Annotated in this window: 21 protein-coding genes; 13 read left to right on the top strand and 8 right to left on the bottom strand. The window is 43.0% G+C overall.

Features of this window, described 5'->3' with window-relative positions:
- Positions 1 to 47 precede the first annotated feature (47 nt).
- A complete protein-coding gene (gene arfB / locus ICL16_RS10770; RefSeq protein WP_190827235.1) occupies positions 48 to 461 on the top strand; it encodes an alternative ribosome rescue aminoacyl-tRNA hydrolase ArfB in 414 nt (137 codons plus the stop codon).
- Positions 462 to 975: 514 nt separating this feature from the next.
- Here the strand turns inward: arfB and ICL16_RS10765 are convergent.
- Complete coding sequence (locus ICL16_RS10765) at positions 976 to 1968, bottom strand: tyrosine-type recombinase/integrase (RefSeq protein WP_190827233.1); 993 nt, start codon at positions 1966 to 1968, stop codon at positions 976 to 978.
- 625 nt (positions 1969 to 2593) lie between these two features.
- Here ICL16_RS10765 and ICL16_RS10760 point away from each other — a divergent pair.
- Positions 2594 to 2758 carry a hypothetical protein gene (locus ICL16_RS10760; RefSeq protein ID WP_190827231.1) on the top strand — a complete coding sequence of 55 codons (165 nt, stop codon included), beginning with the start codon at positions 2594 to 2596 and terminating at the stop codon, positions 2756 to 2758.
- A gap of 207 nt (positions 2759 to 2965) precedes the next feature.
- Here ICL16_RS10760 and ICL16_RS10755 read toward each other — a convergent pair whose 3' ends face one another.
- A complete protein-coding gene (locus tag ICL16_RS10755; RefSeq protein ID WP_190827229.1) occupies positions 2966 to 3451 on the bottom strand; it encodes a competence protein CoiA family protein in 486 nt (161 codons plus the stop codon).
- 658 nt (positions 3452 to 4109) lie between these two features.
- Between ICL16_RS10755 and ICL16_RS46755 the strand changes: the two genes are divergently transcribed.
- A complete protein-coding gene (locus ICL16_RS46755) occupies positions 4110 to 4244 on the top strand; it encodes a hypothetical protein (protein ID WP_273038633.1) in 135 nt (44 codons plus the stop codon).
- Between the two features lie 197 nt (positions 4245 to 4441).
- Here the strand turns inward: ICL16_RS46755 and ICL16_RS10750 are convergent, their stop codons facing one another.
- Entirely contained in the window at positions 4442 to 4861 is a 420-nt protein-coding gene (locus ICL16_RS10750; protein WP_190827227.1) for a hypothetical protein, read from the bottom strand.
- 233 nt (positions 4862 to 5094) lie between these two features.
- On the opposite strand from ICL16_RS10750, the gene ICL16_RS46750 reads away from it, so the two are divergent.
- On the top strand, positions 5095 to 5226 hold the full coding sequence (locus ICL16_RS46750) for a hypothetical protein (protein WP_273038632.1): 132 nt from the start codon (positions 5095 to 5097) through the stop codon (positions 5224 to 5226).
- A gap of 143 nt (positions 5227 to 5369) precedes the next feature.
- Here the strand turns inward: ICL16_RS46750 and ICL16_RS10745 are convergent, their stop codons facing one another.
- The 5 genes from ICL16_RS10745 to ICL16_RS10725 all read right to left on the bottom strand — a co-directional run bounded on the left by ICL16_RS10745 (position 5370) and on the right by ICL16_RS10725 (position 7980).
- A complete protein-coding gene (locus ICL16_RS10745; protein WP_190827225.1) occupies positions 5370 to 5897 on the bottom strand; it encodes a GNAT family N-acetyltransferase in 528 nt (175 codons plus the stop codon).
- 99 nt (positions 5898 to 5996) lie between these two features.
- A complete protein-coding gene (locus ICL16_RS10740; protein ID WP_190827223.1) occupies positions 5997 to 6452 on the bottom strand; it encodes a GFA family protein in 456 nt (151 codons plus the stop codon).
- Between the two features lie 154 nt (positions 6453 to 6606).
- Complete coding sequence (locus ICL16_RS10735; protein WP_238360715.1) at positions 6607 to 6957, bottom strand: hypothetical protein; 351 nt, start codon at positions 6955 to 6957, stop codon at positions 6607 to 6609.
- Positions 6947 to 7285, bottom strand: coding sequence for a hypothetical protein (locus ICL16_RS10730; protein WP_190827221.1), 339 nt, complete (start codon positions 7283 to 7285; stop codon positions 6947 to 6949). The genes ICL16_RS10735 and ICL16_RS10730 overlap by 11 nt, the downstream gene beginning before the upstream one ends.
- Positions 7286 to 7602: 317 nt before the next feature.
- Positions 7603 to 7980: a hypothetical protein gene (locus ICL16_RS10725; protein ID WP_190827219.1), complete on the bottom strand. Its 378-nt coding sequence runs from the start codon at positions 7978 to 7980 to the stop codon at positions 7603 to 7605.
- 667 nt (positions 7981 to 8647) lie between these two features.
- Between ICL16_RS10725 and ICL16_RS10720 the strand changes: the two genes are divergently transcribed.
- From ICL16_RS10720 to ICL16_RS46745, 9 genes are all read left to right on the top strand, one after another.
- Complete coding sequence (locus tag ICL16_RS10720; protein ID WP_190827218.1) at positions 8648 to 9061, top strand: plasmid mobilization protein; 414 nt, start codon at positions 8648 to 8650, stop codon at positions 9059 to 9061.
- A 71-nt stretch (positions 9062 to 9132) separates the two neighbouring features.
- Positions 9133 to 11382, top strand: coding sequence for a V-type ATP synthase subunit I domain-containing protein (locus ICL16_RS10715; protein WP_190827215.1), 2250 nt, complete (start codon positions 9133 to 9135; stop codon positions 11380 to 11382).
- A gap of 19 nt (positions 11383 to 11401) precedes the next feature.
- The gene (locus tag ICL16_RS10710) at positions 11402 to 12019 is read left to right on the top strand and encodes a hypothetical protein (RefSeq protein ID WP_190827213.1); all 618 of its coding nucleotides are present in this window, start codon (positions 11402 to 11404) and stop codon (positions 12017 to 12019) included.
- 69 nt (positions 12020 to 12088) lie between these two features.
- Positions 12089 to 15307 (top strand): hypothetical protein, encoded by a 3219-nt coding sequence (locus tag ICL16_RS10705; RefSeq protein ID WP_190827211.1) that lies wholly within the window; start codon positions 12089 to 12091, stop codon positions 15305 to 15307.
- Positions 15308 to 15319: 12 nt separating this feature from the next.
- Positions 15320 to 16207 (top strand): hypothetical protein, encoded by an 888-nt coding sequence (locus tag ICL16_RS10700; protein WP_190827209.1) that lies wholly within the window; start codon positions 15320 to 15322, stop codon positions 16205 to 16207.
- 95 nt (positions 16208 to 16302) lie between these two features.
- Positions 16303 to 17040: a hypothetical protein gene (locus tag ICL16_RS10695; RefSeq protein WP_238360714.1), complete on the top strand. Its 738-nt coding sequence runs from the start codon at positions 16303 to 16305 to the stop codon at positions 17038 to 17040.
- 66 nt (positions 17041 to 17106) lie between these two features.
- Positions 17107 to 17421 (top strand): hypothetical protein, encoded by a 315-nt coding sequence (locus ICL16_RS45560; RefSeq protein WP_238360713.1) that lies wholly within the window; start codon positions 17107 to 17109, stop codon positions 17419 to 17421.
- 14 nt (positions 17422 to 17435) lie between these two features.
- Positions 17436 to 18152 carry a hypothetical protein gene (locus tag ICL16_RS10690; protein ID WP_190827207.1) on the top strand — a complete coding sequence of 239 codons (717 nt, stop codon included), beginning with the start codon at positions 17436 to 17438 and terminating at the stop codon, positions 18150 to 18152.
- Positions 18153 to 18165: 13 nt separating this feature from the next.
- A complete protein-coding gene (locus ICL16_RS46745; protein WP_190827205.1) occupies positions 18166 to 19956 on the top strand; it encodes a TrbI/VirB10 family protein in 1791 nt (596 codons plus the stop codon).
- The last annotated feature ends 9 nt before the right edge of the window (positions 19957 to 19965 follow it).

The raw sequence follows: 19965 nt of genomic DNA, 5'->3' as shown, positions 1-19965 counted from the left end.
AGTCATCTAGGAGCCGTTCGCACAACCTTTGATGTAGAATAAGCTATATGCTGCAAATTTCTACCAAAGTTATCATCCCCGATAGCGAGATTGAAATTAACGCAATTCGCTCATCTGGGGCTGGAGGTCAAAACGTCAACAAGGTTTCCACCGCTATCCATTTGCGCTTTGACATTGGGGCTTCATCATTACCCGACCATTATAAAGAACAGCTTTTGAAGTTAAATGATCGACGTATTACCCAAGACGGAGTTATTGTCCTCAAGTCCCAAGAACACCGAACCCAGGAGCAGAACAAAGAAGAGGCATTGAGACGACTTCAAGAACTTATTAAAAGCGTCGCTGTAGTAAAGATAAAACGCAAACCTACCAAACCAACTCGCAGTTCTCAAAAAAAGCGTCTTGACAGCAAAAGCAAGCGGGGACAGATTAAGTCCACTAGAAGGCAGGTTACAGATTAATAAGCGCGTTCGCTCGAATGGCTGCACGAATTAAAGTGACGATGCAAGGGAGCGCAGCGGCAAAGCCGATCGCACATAAAGAGCAGTAGTGTGCTAAAGTCACCATTATTGCGACCAAGTTGGCGCTTCTTTATTTTAACTGTTGCCCAACCAAGCAGCGTGCAAAACGTTCAGCAGACCATCCTACAAGGTCTGAAACTTGCCCCGAAGCCAATTTCATTTAGTAGTAAATTGTAATCATACGACGAAAGCATCCAACCTCTGTAAACTACATCTAAGTTATTACAAAGAATAGGACTAATATAAGGTGAACTGGTCGAGAGCGATTCATTAGAAATGACAGCAGTTTCAAATCCGGCATTTTGCACAGACAACGCTAGTTCAAAGTAAGCTTCATCTACTGCTTTAGGATTAAAGTAATCGCTCTTGTCAAAGAAATATCACGGGAATTTTCGTCATGCGTATTGCTACTATAGTATCCAAAACGTTTGATGGAATGGCAATAGCATCCAAACTAAATTAGATCCGATATCTTGTCACTCATCTGTTTCTGTAAGTTTTGACGATTGTCATCATATTTCAACACCGTCTGCACCTGAGCGTGTCGGCTAAATCTTTGGGTAGCACGGTAGTTACCATTGTTCTGATCCAATACAGTTGTAATCGCACTGTGGCGGATGCGATGCGGTGACATTTTTTTAGTAATTCCAGCTTGCTTACAAAGTCCATCTACCAATCGCCTAATTGCCTCCCCAGTTATTCGTTCACCGTTTTTGTGATAGGCAAGCACCGTAAACATGGGATCATCGTTACGTTTTTTCTTACAAGCTTTCAACCAAGTGGCTAGAGCGTCTACAGTTCTCTCCGACAAATCAATGACTTGTTTTTGAGTCCCTTTGCCCTTACCCAGAATGGCTAGAGTTTTCTCCTTGGCATTAAAGTCACCTACATTTAAATTAACTATTTCATTGCGTCTCAATGCCAGATCCCAAAGTAACCTTAGAATTGCATAGTCTCGCTTACCTTTAAGAGTGTTGCGGTCAACTAGAGCGATGACTTTGGCATATTCAGTTGGTGGAATGCCTTTAGTATCGCGGTAAACTTCAACTTTCTCCCCCTTCACATCATCTAAGGAGAAATTGCACACCCCCAACCGTCGCCCCATCTCCACCATTGACTTGATAGCACTAAGACGGCGGTTCACTGTCGCTTCTGCTAGTTTTTTCTTAATTAGGTGCGCTTTGTACTTGAAAACCAGAGCAACAGCGTGACGCTGCTCTAAGTGAAGAAACTCTAAAACCAAATCCCTGCTGGGTTCTTTTTTGGCACTGTACAGAAAAAAGTCTCGCAAGTCTTTTTGGTACTCACGCTTAGTATTAGGCGATCGCTTATCCCCAATCAGCTGCTCCACCACATCTGGGTCATTTTCTAGAGTGAAGTCTTCCCCTATGGCTAAGGCGAACGAGTTTTCTAGAACGCTTATATTTTCTGGATGGATATTCGTCATATAGAAAGCAGGAGGGCTGGTTTACGAGTGGGGGCGGATCTGATAATATATGTATTTTACATTCTAAGTGGTGTGAAAATCGTCATTGTCGCACTATATTCTGAACCATTAAACCACCCCCGGCTGATAACTTTCACTCACCAGAACGCTCCTTAAATTGCGCTCAACTACCAATTCTGGCATGAAAAACGTGTAAGGATTGACGGAATGTTTACGTGATAACTCGTAGTTGACCGTTCATGAAATAGAAGCGCGAATGTACCCTACTGGCACTCAACACAACCGATGCTTGGACAAAGCGCTCTTTGCGCTCGTGCGACTCTAACACTTGTTGCATTCATACATTGGGACTACTGCGTCCGTGGCGTAAACGTCTATGTATTTGCACGCTTGACCAACCGATACGACTCAGGTTGTATTTACCGTTTGGGATTTGGAGTAGGGGAATGCGATTGGTAATGGTTTAGCCGGACTCAATCGCGAACGCGCGTGGTGATGAAATATGATAATAATCAGTGCTATGCTGCACTCATCAAATGATAATTAGCGCGGATTTAGTTTAGATGAGCGCGACTAATCGCAATAATTAGTAAACATGTAAACCGCATTCATTTCCTCCACCCTTATGACTGTAAAACTCCAAACCGAAAAAGACGACTTACAGCCTTGCACTAATAAAAAGCTCAATCAAGAAACAGAAAACGAAAAAGTTTTATGTTCTCATTGTCAGCGTACAGCTACGAACGGTATTAAATGTAGAGGAATGTGTGTGGCTGACAGTGACTATTAAGGTATAAATTTTAAACAGTCGCGTGAGCAATTTATGCTTTCGTAACCAGCTTCAAGGCATACAGAGACAAGCGCACTCCACTCGCTGCGCGAGAATTCAAAAATCAAAAATCACGCATTCAAAACATCTTAATTTTGAGTTGTTACCTTAGACCTTTGACTTCCCCTTTGGGGTAATCTCCTTGTTTTTATCTCCCACAAGGGTTTGCTACTGTAAGCATGTGAACTGCTCTATAAACTTATGCAACATAGTCGCAAATTCTTGTCTACGATAAAGCCAACCCCAACCCCCACAAGGGTTACGCTTACCATTGCGTTGATTAGCTTCGGCAATTAACAATACTACGTGACCAAAGTCAAAAGCTAAGCAGCTGTTAATTGTCCATAGTGATTTGCGTGGTGGGGACCAAATGAATTTATAAATATCCCTATTTGAGGATATTGGTTCTAGCCGAATGTGGAACGCCCTGGCATCAAAAACCCAAAGCAAATGACCAACTTGAGTGTAGAACTGCTCACGAGCGCGGGTATGATCAACGCTAATGCTACTGTGTTGAAACTCAACTATGAGCAGGCTACCATCTGGTTGAGGTAAGCATAAATCTGCTCTATGCTTGTGCTTACCATCATGTATAACAACTTCACGGTGCGAAACCGCAAACATTTCTTGCCAGCTTAAATGCCATTGCCTCATAAAGTTTTGTGGTAATGAGCTTCAATGAGTCTTGAATTAAAAAACTAGGTATAAAAGTATGACTTGACTCTTTTCAAGTCAAAATTCTGAAAAAATGGGATATTTAGAACATTAATTTTTTTGATTAACGATGCACAACCGTATAGCGATGTGTTGATAAAGCGCTAACAACACTTTGTACGTAGTCGCGTGATAAGGGCGAGAGTGAGACTGTGCGTCGGGCGAGCGCAGTTAAGTGAGCGTGCAATATGAAGCGTGTACATCTCAAGGCATGGCAGCTTGTTGCTCGACTGTGGATGCTTGCCCAACAATTCATTATCTAGAATAAAGGCTTGTCTACTTCCATTCATATACTTATGCCAGAAGACAACTAAAAGCAAGCGCAAGTTTTACGAAAATGTAGATATCGGTGTTGTAGTTACCCACGAAACGAGATTATAACTTGATAGAGAGGATTCCAATGGACAAGTTTCTGCGTAGCTTGAACACAATTGAAAAATCTATTCAGATTGCCACTCTAGTCGGGTTGATGCTGTTCTTGGGCTATCTAGGATTTGTGAGCAGGAGCAGCGAGCGCACGGATTCTATCCCAGTCACCTCACACTCGACGCAGCAATAACGAACGCACTTGCGTTTAGGGGAGAAAGCGGTCTATCCCTTGATTTTACCACTTTTGCGCGACAGAGCAGAGAATGACCCAGATGAGCCAGTGCGGGAGTTTGCGAAGAAGAAATTGGCAGAATTAGAGGGTGTTGATCTTGAACCCATTGAGGAAGTGCGGAGTGAAATCTAAGTACTTTGATCTTTTTAGGGGATGTTTTTACAGGAAGGGACACGCTCGATTCAGTATTGAAACAACGTAAAATCAAGGATTTTCAAACATCTGCGTAACATAACTTTACACCCGCAAATGCGAGTATCTCAATGGCTACCCAATTTCCTTCCACCTGACAACATAAAAGTGAGAACGCACCCCGAACGCTTACATACCTACCGATAGCCGGGTATATTATCCCGACTGTCCCACATACCTCCTACCTCAGCTAGCGCGGCAAGCGAGTTAGCCACACAGATTGCATCTTCCAAGTTTAGGTAACGGGCATATACATAACAATTGCCAGCACGAAAAAGGACTTGGGTTTTATGGGGAAAACAAGTCATAATTTGCTCAACTTTAGTAATTCCTAACTCGGTAAAGCCAATGTTATTACCTACTTTAAGCCCTTCTAGTAAATCACATTCTACGCAATATCGATATTTTTTACGAGGATAAACATAGATTCTAATAAAAGGTCGATCAGCAGTCCTGACTTTACTAAGAAAACTTTTTACAGTGAGTGGTTGTGTTGACGCATCTGTAAATAACACCCATTCAGAAAGATTATGAAGATGTTTTGGGTCGTTGCTCATACTTTCTCCTTTAACATCTTTTATAATCCAACTGAGTACTGCTATCCACCCACAGCGTCAAACTTCCAAGTTTCACTGCTTAGTTGCTCACATGACGCTTGTTCTATCCATACCACCGAATCCGTTATCCTGACAAGCTACAGTCAATTAAGGCATCTGCATAAGTTGATGTTAGCAATCCCTATTGAAAAAGTAGACAAGTTTTACATTAACTTGATTTTTAGGAGTAGAAAATGAACCACTTTATTTCTTTTGAGACAGCACTCCAATTCCTAACAATTACTTATGCAGTGTCAATAATGCTTATACTGCTTGGTTCTCAGGTTTGTTTACAAATCATTGAAATTATTGAGGCAGGCAAATAAGCTCAGGTTTTTTAGGTAGCGCTACCTACCCAATGAATGCAATATTACCCTGTCACTTTCGGTACAGGCTCTAAAATCAACACCCATTTTTGCCAAACAGAGTTAATCGCTAATTGTGAACTAAGCAGGAGCGATCGCTCATCCTAAGAACGTCCAATCCCATACCTCACCGTTCCCGAATCACTACCTTCACCCAGCAACACCATACTATTTTTCTCCATTACCCGAATTGATGCAATATGGTTGGGGAAAGTTTCTGCCATCACACCCATCACCTGCGGTTGCTCAAACGCCCAATGTAGTAATCCTCCAACAGCTTCGCTGGCATAACCTTTACCCTGGTAGACATCCAGCACGCTATAGCCCAGTAAAAGATTGCCCTCCGCATCCGGGTAGCCATTAAAACCTGCACAACCAATCAGTACCCGCTCAAGATCGAGTTCGTTCAACACCAGATACCATCCCCACCATCCCACCAATCCTGGATCGGCTTCAAGTTTCTGAGCAAATATTTCCATAACATCCGCCATAATTTCCGGGGGAAATTCTTCTGGTACTTTGGCATTTAGCAATTGGGCAAGCTGAATCCTATTATCTACTGCAGCCCTTGCCAATTCTGGGTAGAGGGCGACTAATTCCAGTCGTTGAGTCACAAATCTTAACTTTTGCATGAGAAATCAACCTCAGATGACAACCATTAATTGTCAAATTCAGTCCACCATGCTCATTTTAAGCTCGACTACTGACAAAATTGTCACCCGAACAGCAGTTCACGAATGCTGTTGTGTCCATCTTTCCCACAAAGGACGCACATCATCTGGCTGTCCCTCATAATTAAGCATAGAGTCGGAAATCATCACCCAAGGTTGAGCGCTGCGTGTCCAAAGGTTGCCCACAGGGCGCAACCAACTTGTATCATCCAACGTTCCGGCTTTGACGTTAATGGTTTGTTGATTGTAGCTCCGCTCATGAAACAATCGCGTTCCGCAGTTATCGCAGAACAAGCAAGTTACCTCACGTCCACTATCGGCTCCACGAGTCCAAGTTTTGGGCTGTCCTTCAACAATGACAACAGCATCTCGTGGTACAGTAAGAGACATGCCAAACGCGCTGGACGATTGTTTTTGGCACTCCTTGCAATGGCACAGGTAGAGGGTTAATGGTTCAGCACGGATTTCATAACGGATTTGTCCACATTGACAGCCCCCCATGTAAGTTACGCTCATAACTTTTCTCCCGTAATGCCGCAAATCAAAAACCGTTACAATATTATCAGTAACCAAGGATTTACCGTCTACGTTCAAGTATGTTCGGGAGCAAGGTTGGCGATAACATGCGCGCTTGTCGTACAAAGGGGATTGCAAAAGTCTTGGGAGAATATCAATCCGATATTTTTTTTAAAGTGTCTGTATCAAGTTTGATTTGCTGTTTGCCCACAGTAACAGTCAGTTCAAAGTTTGCGCCTACAGCATATAAATAGGCAATAAATTCATCCCAAGTGTGATGATAATTGCAATTTTCTGCCTGTCTCACCCACTCAGGATCTTTCCCTAGAATAGATGCAATCTCGACATGAGTTTTTCCACTTATCTTACGCGCATCTCTTAAAACTTGAGTTAGCTCAATTCGCATCGCCTCTTGTTGTTGGATTATACGATTTTCGGGCGTATCGGGGATAATTGATTTGAGGAATTCTAAAGCATCGCTGCCTCTGTGGGGATTATGCGTCATAGCTGTTTCTACTCCAAGTCCGGGTTTCCCAGTTGTAATAGCCTGAGTACAACAATTCTTCTTTTTGGCTAACTTGTCGGGGGCAATATATTAATCCTACAGGTGTGCCGTCTTCATTTCTTCTAAAAAGTTGATACTTGTCAAAATACCCATCTTCAGCTAAAGTTGCTTCTACCCATTCAGAACCACTATGGTTCACAATCATCTTAACTTTATATTTACTGTTAACCTTTTCCATCAATTCGACTTGACAATCAGATTCATCAAATTCGATATATTCGTTTTTAAGCCACCAAATTATTCGCCCTTTGGCTTTATCTATATCCATAAATTTAATAAAAGCTAGTTCATTTCAAATAATACCATTTTGTAGGTGTGTGAACTGCACAGGGGCGATCGCTAACTTCTCCATCCTTCAAAGAATCAACACCCTATGACAATCACGCCTACTCTAATAAGTAGCTCTTATTATTACTATTTATCTTTTTATGTCAAGTCATAAAGAGCTTTTATAACAATATCTTTATATTTATGTAAATTAAGAAATTAGAGAAAGCGTTCCTGCCCACTATTTGACAGGAACACAATTATGTTATAATCCTCACACCTACTTAATTCGATTCCGCTCAGGCATCCTTAGACCATTCAAGATGAATGAGGTTCCTGAGAGGAAAAAGTCTGTTGCTCACTACAAGCGCCCTTCTCGGTTTGGTACTCCTGGTTGGAACGCGATACATCGGAATGAACAGGTACAGATGCCTGGGAACTTTCCAGTTCGCATACTGTGCTAATATATCGTTCCTGAATTTGCAAAGTTCGTAAACACTCGTGAGCGATCGCCTTGGTTCGTTCAGGATGTTTATTGCCAACACAAGCTACGGGCAGCCAGTAAGCACGAACTGCTTCTAACACCATCCGAGTTGCTGAGGTACGGCTATCTTTCAAGAAACTGAGCAGCTTACTGTCTGGGGAATCGACAGGAACTCGTATTTTAAGATGAAGTGTAATTTCCTCGCTCATCATTATACTCCTACCGTTTTACTGTATTTCTTTCTTATCTGCATGGAAGCTACAGCAATCTGCCACTATGCTGTAGCGCTTTTCTTCTCTTCTCAATCGCACGCCCACGCGCAAGGGACGCGAACACTATCGCCTTCTTCCGCCATGTTCAGTGCTATTTACTACTTTTAATTTTATCTTTTGCATAGAAAACCAGAGAATTCCTAATTAATAAATCCACTATAAACATCTCATTACAGAAACTCCTTCAGCAAAAAGACGTATTTAAGGCGTAATTAATTCGGAACTAATTCAACTTTTAAATAAAAATTTTTCTGGAAAAACACCGAGGCGGATGCAAGTCGTAATTTAATCGCATCCCAGTCGTAATTTAATCGGACAGAAACCTTTATAAACCTTATTTGCCTGATCATCTAGCTTTAGGTATACAGAATATCCAGCCAGAGAAATACCCAATTTTTCTACTTCATTTGAGAAATTAGTAATAGCAAAAGCAGCTAAAAAGACAACAAAATTGATGTAAAAATCTAGATTTAAAATAACTTTATAATTTCAAGATATTTATGAAGTTTTTAACAAACCCCCCTGATTTTTATCTAGTATTTTTACTCAATTGATTTGTTGTTAACAGTGTACAAATACTTTAAATAAAAGTAGTTTTTCAAACACAATGCAAAAAAATACACAGAGACAAGAGCAATCGCAAAATTCTTGCTATCGGACACAAGTCGTCCGAATGCGGGTTACCCAAGTTGAAAAGGAGGATTTGGCAAAGCGAACAGCGCAGTCAGGCGAGAAAACTTTATCTGATTATCTGCGCAAACGTGCTTTCGAGTTTGCTCCTCGTCCTGAGATGCCAGAAATTAATCAAGAGGTAGCGCGTGAACTACGGCGCATGAGCGCACATCTGCACTCCCTCGCCCTGTTCGCCCAAAGAGCGTTAGCAGCTGGACAAATGCCCAAACAAAACTATGAAATATTGCGGGAGTTCGGCAGGCAGTTAGCCGAGTACCACTTGGAGTTGAAAGGCAAGGTTCTTCAACAAAGAATTGAACAGCAGGATAGCTGCGGAGGTATGGGATAGCGCTCTCCGGGATTAAACCTGGAATGCCCTTCCATCCCAAAAAGTCTCAAAAACAAAAGGGAATTGAAAAAATGGCTAAGACAGCTACTCCTAAGAAAAGACAATGGCAGAACCTGACTGACACCAGGAAGCTGCGCCACATCGAAAACACCCTTGACAAAGCAATTGCAGCAATGCAAGAAGAAGGAGGCATTGAGTCTCTAGAAGACTTCAAAAATTTTGTGGAGGAGTATAGCGAACAGTCGGGTAAAGCGGCGATCGCTGTAGAATTATGCACAGAACCAGGTAGCGACGAAATCAAAGGATTTCGCTTCTACCTTACCAAAGACCCAAACCAAAGAACCAGCGGTAAATACCTAATTAAGAACCTGGGAGATGCCACCACTAAGGATGAAGACTACTTCACTCCATCTAATGTGATGGAAATGCTTGGGATAGAAGCCGAAGATTCAGATGAGCTTGACTTAGACGAAGAAGATGAAGACCTCGATCTAGATAATGACCTAGATGACTTAGAAGAAGACTTATTAGATGACGAGGAAGAAGCGACTCCCCGTCGGTCAACCAGCAAACAATCTAACAAACGCTCCCAACAAAAACCTGCTTCCAAAGCAGCAAAGCGCACTGCTCAACCTCAAGTAGATGAAGCAGAGGACGATGTAGACCCTGAGGAGTTGCTTGAAGATGACGAGGTGCGTTCTACAAAACCAAAAAACCAGAACAAAACAGCAGCACGCACCGTAACTAAACCCCAACGTAGAAACCGGGAAACTGAAGCAGACTCAAACGACCAAAAATCTAGCTCTGCTTCATACTTGGCAGACAATTTGGGTGAAGAAGTTTCCCGTCTCAGCGCTAACGCTGCAACTATTGGTGGCGAACTCAACGGGATCAATGAAGTCGGGTTAGCTGGTCAGCTGACAGGCTTGGGGATTGTACTAGGAACAAAAGGCATTGCCATGCTTGATGACCTTATAGAGCAGATCAAGCAACAAAAAGAAGAGAAACGGCTTGAGGACATTCTTAAAGACCTAGAAGAGAAGGATGCCCGGATTGGCAAACTTTTCAAACGTATTGCCAAAGTAGTGGAAAGTACGCCAGCTGAGGAACTGCCAGAAGAATTGGCTCCCTTTGCTGATATGCTTAAACCAGAGAACCGCCAGTCAGAAACCATAGCAGACAACCCCATCGCCAGCGCTGCTGCTCAAGTAGGAGAGAAAATCGACAAGCTAGGGAGCCAACTTGACTCAGAATACAAGTCTCAACCTCTGCAACTGGATAAAAACGCGCCAATCAGCGAACAACTTGACCAGATTGAAAAATACCTAAACAAACTTTCGCAACGACTCGACCGACTGGAAGCGATCGTGAGTGACCTTGAAGAAAAGCTCGTTTCAACAGCCCAAACACAGTCTCGCACAACAGAAGATGCTGTGCCTGTCCCCAAATTGGAAGTTGAACGAGCATCATCGCCACCTACAAAACTTAAGGTGTCAAAACAGAAGCCAATTGTTGTAAATAACAGCGCCGATGTTTTGGAACCTGATGATGAAGATTTTGATGAAGAACTCTCCAGCACACAGGATAAATTTGGCTCTAACGGAAGTCGGGAAGCCGAAGATCCAGAAGACATTCTCGAACAAATTGTGGTGCAAAGGAAAGTGCAACAGCAAAGGGCAGCCTGCGCTGAATCCTTGGTAAATTTTGCTGCGGCTACAGCGCAAGTAACACAGCAGTCTCCTCAAGAGGGGATTCCTCTCACTGGCGGCAGCACTCTATTCGTTGATAGCCAGAACGACCAGCTTTCTTTCACCCTTAAAAGTAATAACGGGCAAGAACTGTTCGCTGGTACCAAAAAGGATGGACAATGGGTCGTTAATTCTGACAACCTCAACCCTGACGAAAAGAATCACATACTCAATCTGCCTCAGTCGTCAGAAGACTATGCGATTAAAGCCAGCGCTCAAGCTTTAGTCGAAAAGTTTCTTGAAACCTTCCCCAAACGCTTCAGCGGAGAGAAGGAGCCTACCTTCACCTGGAAAGAGAACAAACAGCCCAAGTATGAATTTGAAATTCTCTCTTTAAAGGGGTCAAAAATACTACAAGGATTTGACCCGCGCAAAGGTGATGAACAAGTGTTCGAGGCTGTTCTAGTGGACGATCAACCGCCGGACATCCGAAAGTGTCGTATCCCCATTAAAGAGATGGAGAGTTTGCTCGGTGAACCACAGGCGGTCAAATCGCAACCATCTAAGAACAGCAAAGATGTCACGAAGCTAGAACGCCAAGAACAGCAAAAAAAAGACGAACTGCAAGCTTAACAACCCTTAAGGAGTAAAAATGCGTAGCAATTACCAAACCAAACTAACAAAATACAACCATCGCAATTCAGCCAGCCAATTTTTGCGAAAACTTAAAATCAATCAGACTGACCTGCTCTTTATTGCGCTCTGTGCTGTTGTCAGTGTGTACATGATCCTCAAAGAACCCCTGTTAATAACTGTTTTAGGGTGTTCCAGTGTTGTGTTCTTTGGGCTTTGGCAGATTACACGAACAGTACCCATTCTGGAAAAACTAATCGGAGTCAAAATTCGGTTTTGGCACGTTGTTACAGCAATTATCGCTGTCACAGCATTGCTCAACACTTTTGAAATGCCTGCTCACGCCATTTTCCTCAGCGGTTTAGAAGCCTTTTTTAAACAGTTAGCAACACAAAGCTCTACTGCAGGAGGAGGTACGGCAATTGACGAAAACACTATCGCATTGATATTTAACGTCATTCGAGGTGTCTTTCTCTTACTGGTTGCTGCAGCTTCACTTTTCGCTTACAACCAGGCGCAACAGGGTAATGACTGGCGACCCATTGTCACTCAAATTGGCTTGGCTTTTGGTATAGTCATTGCCATTGATGTGATTACGTTCTTGTTCATTGGCAATGGCACTGGAACAGTAGCTTAAATTGTCATCAACTTCCTCTTCATACGTAACATTGCCACGTTTTTTTCAAGCTAAACAGTTAAAGTCACCATGCTACGAGATCCAGAAAAAGATTTTATTCGTGTTAATAAAATTTTAGGTAAACAGGCAAGTGTCGGTCCAATCCCTGCCAACCAAATAGGACCTTGGTGTGCAATTCTCGTCGTTTCCTATATTTTCACAAATGGACTTTTTAGTTTAGGTTTGGGGTGGTTCTTTGCTGTTTCGTTTTGGCTAATCGTCAGCTGGTGGCTCTTAACTGGTAGTCAGCCACACCATTTTACAGATAAGTTCCGAAAACCCCCAGGAGACGAATGGTATAACGGCAACTCTCTCTATATTTCTCCACTTTCACACTATAATCGCCAACAGGCTTTAAAGCAGCACAAGAACTCGCAACTTTTTCGAGCAAAGCTCAAGCCAAAAATTGTACCGAATCAACAAGGAGGCAAGAGCAAGTTTATGCCCTTTCAAGATGAAACACATATCTGTTGCCTAGTTGAAATCAAAAAAGAAGGTCGAGAAGCCGCTGGAATGCTTCTCAATAATGGTTCACAATACCAATTGGTATTTGGTTTTAACACCAAAGGACTTCACAATTTACTTTTCCAAAGTGAGGTTTCGGAATTTGCTTCCTCTATTGAAGAAGGGATGAAAGACATTCCAAACGGCGAAAAGATTACTTTTTGTACAGGTTGCTACAGCGATGACGGCGATCGCCAAAAAGAACTCACTCAATTAGCAGACAATACCCATCTGAAGCCGATTTCCATCCTAATTAGGAATGAGCAGCGCCGACTTCAACAGTTAACCCAGAAAGGTACACGCCAAATCTGGGAACAAATTGCCTTCTGTACTTGGACAGCGGATGCCCAAGCCGAACAGCAATCTAGAGACTTTCTTGGTAAGGTAATTGACGGTGTAAAAAATCTTGGGGACTCGTTACTTGGTTCCATTAGTGGTAACACACGGCTCTATAAAGAACAGTTTTATACAAAGCTGTTTCTCAAAGGATTTGATGAAGGTTTCATCCGCTGGGAATTACTGCTAAACACCAAAATGGGGCTGGAAATTACTCCTTGCAATACAGCAGAGCTTTGGCAATGGCTTTGGAAACGATTTAACAGCGGTGACGCTCCACCAATTCCACAAATACTAACACTAGAAGAAACGTCATCCGGCTTCAAACTGACTGAAACCAAAACCACGCAAAAGCATACTTGTACTGTCTTGATTGAGGGAGAAGAAGGTAGGTCTTCATGTCCAGAACATCGCTTAAGCCACAACCGTGTCTATCTCAATGGCAAAGGCAAAGAATGTGGTGTGTTGACTATGTATGAGTCACCAACAGGTTGGATCAATACAAGGCAGCAACTAAAATGGATTTGGGAAGTGATGAGTTCTAGCTACGTCCACGACACCGAAGCATGGATTGAAATCAGCGCCGGAAACAACTTTATCATTAACGATAACTTGGCTCGTCAAGCCAAACAATCTAAAGCAGCAAGTACTAGGGCGATAACCAAGGGACAAGGGCGCGACATTGGAGCTGAAATCAAACAAGAAGAATCCTTCGATGCACAACGAAGACTTTATAAAGGTGCAAAAGCACTGCATTGTGCTGTGGCTTTCCTAGTTTACCGCAATGACTCTCTTGAATTAAACAATGCCTGTAATGTCCTTAGTAATAGCTTTGGAACAGCTAAAGTTATCCGAGAGCGAAATATCGCTTGGGATATTTGGTTGCAGTGTCTGCCGATAACTTGGAAATGGCTGCTACATAGTGGTTCACTTTTCAGCGAACGACGACTAACTTTAGACACAGAAACTGTTACTGGAATTCTGCCTTTAACTGTTCCAAAGGACATAGATAAAAGAGGAGTTGAATTTGTCACAGACCGGGGAGGCAAGCCAATTTTTATCGACTTATTTCACGACCAAATCAGTCGCGCTTTGATTACTGGAGAATCTGGTTCAGGTAAGAGTGTTTTGGGATGGCGTTTTGCAGTAGAAGCACTCGCTAACAATATCCCGGTCGTTGGAATGGATATCAGCAGTGGTGGCAATAGTACGTTCAAAACAGCTATTGAACTTTTGGGTGAGCAAGGCGCATACTATGACATTTCGGCGGGTTCAAGCAATCTGGTAGAACCCCCCGACTTGCGAAAGTTTGATAAGCCGGAAAGAGAACGGCGAATGGAATCTTGGAAAGAGTTTATTCGCAAAGCAATGGTGGCGATCGCACTTGGAAAAGTCCACAACCCGCACTTAGCTCAACGGGTTGATGCGATCGTACTCAAAATGCTAGATATGTTCCTTAGAGATCCGGAGATCATTGCCCGCTATAACCAAGCGTTCGAGAAAGGTTGGCAGTCTCCTGAATGGCAGCAAATCCCTACACTCAAGGATCTACTGCGTTTTTGCAGTAAAGAAAGACTCGACCTCAAGTCCTTTGAAGAATTGGACAAACAAGCCATCAACCAAATTCTCAGCCAAGGAAATGCTCTATTAGCTTCCCGCTTGGGGAAAGCTATCGGTAGACCAAGCACCTTCTCACCTGAGCCAGCAGTTAAATTCTTTGCCCTCAGTGGACTGTCAAATGAACAAGATGCTTACTTGATGGCAATTAACGCTCACACTGCTTGCATCCGAAATGCACTTTCACATCCAAGAAGTTTGTTCATTGGAGATGAACTTTCAGTTTTGCTGCGTCGTGACGGTTTCGCCCAAATCGTAGGAGAACTCTGTGCAACTGGGAGAAAAGATGGAATTTCTGTCTTGTTGTTAAGTCAAGACCCCGACACTATCTGCCAGTGTGCTACAGGTTCGCAGATCATGCAAAACATGGTCTACAGAATCACCGGGCGCATCACAGCAAACGGCGTAGCATCTTTCCAACGTCACCTGGGTTACGACCCTAATATTATCAGTCGAAATGCCACTGAAGCTTTCCTGCCCAGAGCTGCTGACCTCTACTCCTGCTGGCTGATTGAAAGAGGCGGACGCTTCTGGCGAACCAGATTTTACCCTGGCGAGATGATGTTAGCTTCCATTGCCAATAACCAAAACGAACGCGAAGCCCGCGATCGCATCATGGCAAAATACCCGCCTACTCTCAAAGGCAAACTTCAAGGATTAAAACATTTCACCCAAGAATATATCCCAGCGGTGAAAGAGGGTAAAGGGTTCTCACATATTGGTCGAGAGTCAAATTCAAATGAACCCGAACCTTTAAAAACGAAGACAAACGACCAACTTATTACACGTTAAGAAATTACAACCATGAAATTTATCAAAACCTCAAAAGTGCTTTTTTTAGCTCTTGTTCTTGCCCTAAGTGGTGTGATAACAAATGCCGATCGCGCTGCTGCTTTGACCCAAGAACCGACGGATGCGACTACCCAAGCTGGACAATCAACAAACACACCAACGAGTACGCAAATTGCACAAATGGTATCACAAACCGCCTACCAAACGACAGGAAACAGTTACTTTACCCCGATTGAAAATGTTATCCAGTCAGTCAATGATTTCATTGGCGATGTAACTGGATTTGTTCAGAACGATGTGTTTGGATCTCTCAATAACCTCCTTTCTTCAACTTTGGGTGCTGTTAAAGTGCCAATCCTAAATCAGGTGAGCGATAACATTATGAAATCCTCAACTGCTAACAACAAAGGCACAAAACTTTCAGAGACACTAGAAAACAAAATTGGTGGCGAAGGTTCATATGCCATTAAAGATGACTTCAACAAGCAAGCTGAACGAGCAGTTGCTATTGGTGTCGCCAATGGTGCAACTCTTAGCACCCAAGCCCAGGAACGAAGCGCCCAACAACTATTGGCAGCGCAAACAGCAACTTATAAGAGCAAACAGTTGAGTGAGGACTCAAAAAATCAAGACGTTACTCAGCGGATCATGCAGAATATCAGCCAGCAAACCGCCCTCAACACTCAAACTAATGAAATGCTGATCAAAGAAGCTCAACAAGCCCGAACTGACCGAGCAGTCAGTAACGTACTAACTGCACAGGCAGCTAAGGAAATCGCGGCAATCAACACTAGCTCTAGACGCGCAGATGCCGCCTCTGGGAATGCTGCAAGCCAACAGGCAGGAATGTTAATGCTTCCCGGCGGTGGCACGATTGGTGCTGACGAAGCCGAGCAATAATCCAACATTGGGTTTTTTTTCTGTTGATTAAAAAATCTAGGGGGAAGCAATAGACTTCCCCTATTCTTGAAATCCCGAACGCAAGTTTTAAAGCAATGTTGCACTTCTTAGCACAAACATTTACCTATCCTCAGACGGGTGGAGAAGGGGATGCATTTGAGATAGTTTCTAGCTCAATTGATTTAGCTCGGAGTACTTCTGAAGCCTGGAATGGTCTTTGGATAACTATACTTCAACCGTTAGATTCCGGCTTGTGGATTGGTCTAGTCCGGCTTGGTTTAACTTTAGCAGGGGGCAGCATTGTCTTCTTAACTTTAACTTCAGGTCGGGAAATTGTTGAAAAGCAATCTTGGTCAGAACTAATGGCAATGTTTGTTTGGCCAGTTGTGATTACTTTATTTCTGGGCGGTAACGGTAATTTATTATCACAAACTGTTACCTTTGCCAGAAGCTTTGGATACCAGCAAGTACAGAAAGTTCTTCAAGCACAATTAGGGGAACTCACGTTTAAGAATGCGATCGCCAAGGTCACAATTAGCAACATCGCCAAACAGCAGATAGAAAACGTCTACAGCGAATGCAGAGGAAAAGTTGGACAAGAATTAATTGAATGTTGGGAGTCAAAACAGTCACAAGTTCAAGAGATTGTTAAACGGGCTGAAGAACAAAGCAAAGGACCACTCGAACCTCTACGACAGTTTGCGGATTTTTTAATAGATAGGTCAGTAATAGGTGCTGCTAGAGATGCAGTGAGACTGACAACAGATCCCGGAGGAGTTTTTAGAGAATCAGCTATACCAATCATCCGCTTTATTCTCTACAGTTTACAGTAGGCTTTTGTCAACATACTCGAAGCAGCACTACTGCTAACAGCATTGTTTTCGCCAATTGCAATGGGTATGTCAATACTTCCCCTTCAAGGTCGTCCAATTTGGGCTTGGGCAACTGGCTTTTTAAGTTTATTTGGTATTCAGTTAGGGTACAACATCATCGTTGGTTTAGCAGCTGTTGTCCTTGTAAAATCTGGCGCAGAACTCGCTTCTGATGTAGCCTTTTTATTCTTCCTTAGCATTTTCGCACCCATTCTAGCTGTCCTAGTTGCTGGCGGTGGTGGAATTGCTCTCTACAACGGAATCTCGTCAAATGTTAAGCAGTTAATCGATGTTTTCAGCAACGCCATCGGCTCAGTTACAAACCTAGTTATTAAGAGTTAACAATAATTAATGGCATGAAAATTCAACGATTTAAAACTCCACTTTTACCTGATTCAAAAAATTTATTGCCATTATGTTTTGTAGCTTTGACAGGATTTAATGCTTTAATTTTCATCTTTATTTTGTTCGTTTCTTTCCGGATAAACACGCTGGCTGCGAAGAAAACAACCTTCGTGCAGTTAGTAAACGGTGAAACCTTAGTTGTTTCTGAAAGAGAGCGCTACTGGCGTTATCCATCTGTTATCCAAAATACAGTTAGAACATGGACTGAACTAACATTTAATTGGGATAATAAAATCCCCGGTACTAACGAAACAGATAATGGTGTGCGTGTAGGAAGTAGAAAAAAAATCCCTACCAGTGCCTATTTTGCCTCCTTACTACTTGAACCAAAGTTTGCCAAAGCAGCACTTTCAGAAATTGCTGAATTAGTTCCTTCTATTGTTTTCTCTGGTAAGCTGCGCTCCACAGTAATCATTTCTTACCTCTCTGAGCCGCGAGAAATTCGGCAAGGGGAATGGGAAGTTGACATGATAGCAACACGACTTCTTGTTGACCGCACTTCAGGAACAGATGAAAGAATTCCCTTTAATAGAACGTTCCGGCTGAAAGCAGTTGAAATTCAAAAATCTCCTTTAGGACAAAAAGCTTCAGCCTTTGAGCAGAAAGTTTATGAAATTCGCTCAGCAGGGCTAGAAATCACCAGAATAACTGAATTTATTCCCAAATAATACACATAATGATATGAACACTAAAGCATCACAAGAAAAGTACGAATTAGACAACGAACCTGATGAAATTAGCAGTCCACTAACTCCATCTAACAGTTTTAATGGCTCTGCTAATGAGTCTGAAAAAAAATTAGAAGAAGCAGGAAATTCGGGTATTAATAAAGACGAAATCACTTTGGAAGACGAAAAAGAACTAGCTGGATATAACGATGACCTGACTGAGTTACTTACAAAGGAATACCGCATTAAACAAGACGAAGAAGAACCAGAAGAGCGTTCAACTTCAGAAAAACCAAGTGTTCGCATGGGATTAGTTCTGGCAGGAACAGCTGCCATCATGGGAGTAGTGGGATTCGTTTGGTTTGGATTCCTTGCTCCTAAGCCTGCACGTCAACAAGCATCTAAATCTTCTCCTTCACCAACTCCCACACCATTAGAAGACGAATCTGCTGAACTTAAAGGCAAGTTAGCTTTTCAAGATCAACGACGACAACTGGAAACTAAACCAGAGGTACAGAAACAACGTTCTACGCCCACCAAGCCCCAAGCTTCTCCATCTCCAGTCGCTAAAACTCCTCCGCCTCCACGCCCAGTCCGTCAAACTCCTACAGTTTCTCCTCCACCCAGGACAGTTTTCGTTCGTCAACCATTCTCTCCACCACCGCAACCAGTATTACAAGCTACACGACCTATACAGCCTACACAGCCTGCACCTGCACCCCCGACACCTACACCAAAGCCGAGTCCGACTGTAGATCCTTTTGAACGGTGGAGCCAGTTGGCTTCTTTGGGGCAAACTCGCGGGTTAACCATGCGAGAAACGGCATCGAATAGCGAAGGACAACCAACTACACAGAGGAGTGCTAATTCTTCTGCTACATTTTCAACCACTGCACCAACCATAGCAAATCTTCCAGCTTCGCCAACAGCAGTTTCTACTCAAAACAATGCAAGCCCTACCCCTACAAGAACGCAACAACAAAGTACACAGCAAGGCATTCCAACTGTTTCCATTGGTTACACCTCAGCTAATAACAATCCAACAGCAACCGATACTACTGGAATGACAGATGGAGAAATGGGAATTCTCAGTCGATCCCAGGTTGATCAAAACAGTAATAGTGATGAAACATCTTCCTCTGACTTAGAAGTGGCGATCGCCACTTCTGTTAACGCACAAGTCGTTGTACCGATGCTTTGGGATGAAAGCGATAAAAGCCCTACAAATGGAAGGTTTGCTATTCAGTTGACTGAAGATATGCTGGCAACTGATGGTAGTGTAGCTCTACCAACTGGCACTATCTTAGTTACTCAGGTAGAGTCTGTAAACCGAGGTAATAAATTGGTAAACGTTTTGGTTGTGGCACTGGTTTACCCAGATTCACAAGGGCGTATCCGGCAAGAAGCAATACCTCCAGGCAACCTGTTGATTCGCGGGAACAATAATCAGCCGTTAATTGCTCAAGGACTATTTGATCAAGGTTCTGAAATCGCCAAACAAGATTTGTTAGTCGGAGTGCTTAGTAGTTTGGGAAGAGTTGGAGAAATCATCAATCAACCTCGTACTCAATCATCCAGTTCGTCATCTTCTTTTGGCTTGAGCCAAACCACAGTTACTACTACAAGTAACCCCAATGTTTTGGCAGCGGCGTTGGAAGGGTTCTTTAAAGTGACAGGCTCACGCCTAGCGCGACGCTCAGATCAAGCAGTAAAGGAAATGCTCAGTAGACAGAATGTAGCTGTTGTACCAGAAGGAACTAAGGTTTCCGTTTTTGTCAACAGCTTTCTACGTGTGCGTCGGTAGTCATAACGG

This window comes from Iningainema tapete BLCC-T55 (assembly GCF_014698965.1).
GTDB lineage: Bacteria > Cyanobacteriota > Cyanobacteriia > Cyanobacteriales > Nostocaceae > Iningainema > Iningainema tapete.
Note: the sequence above shows the minus strand (reverse complement) of the source record. Positions and strands in the feature narration are given on the sequence as shown.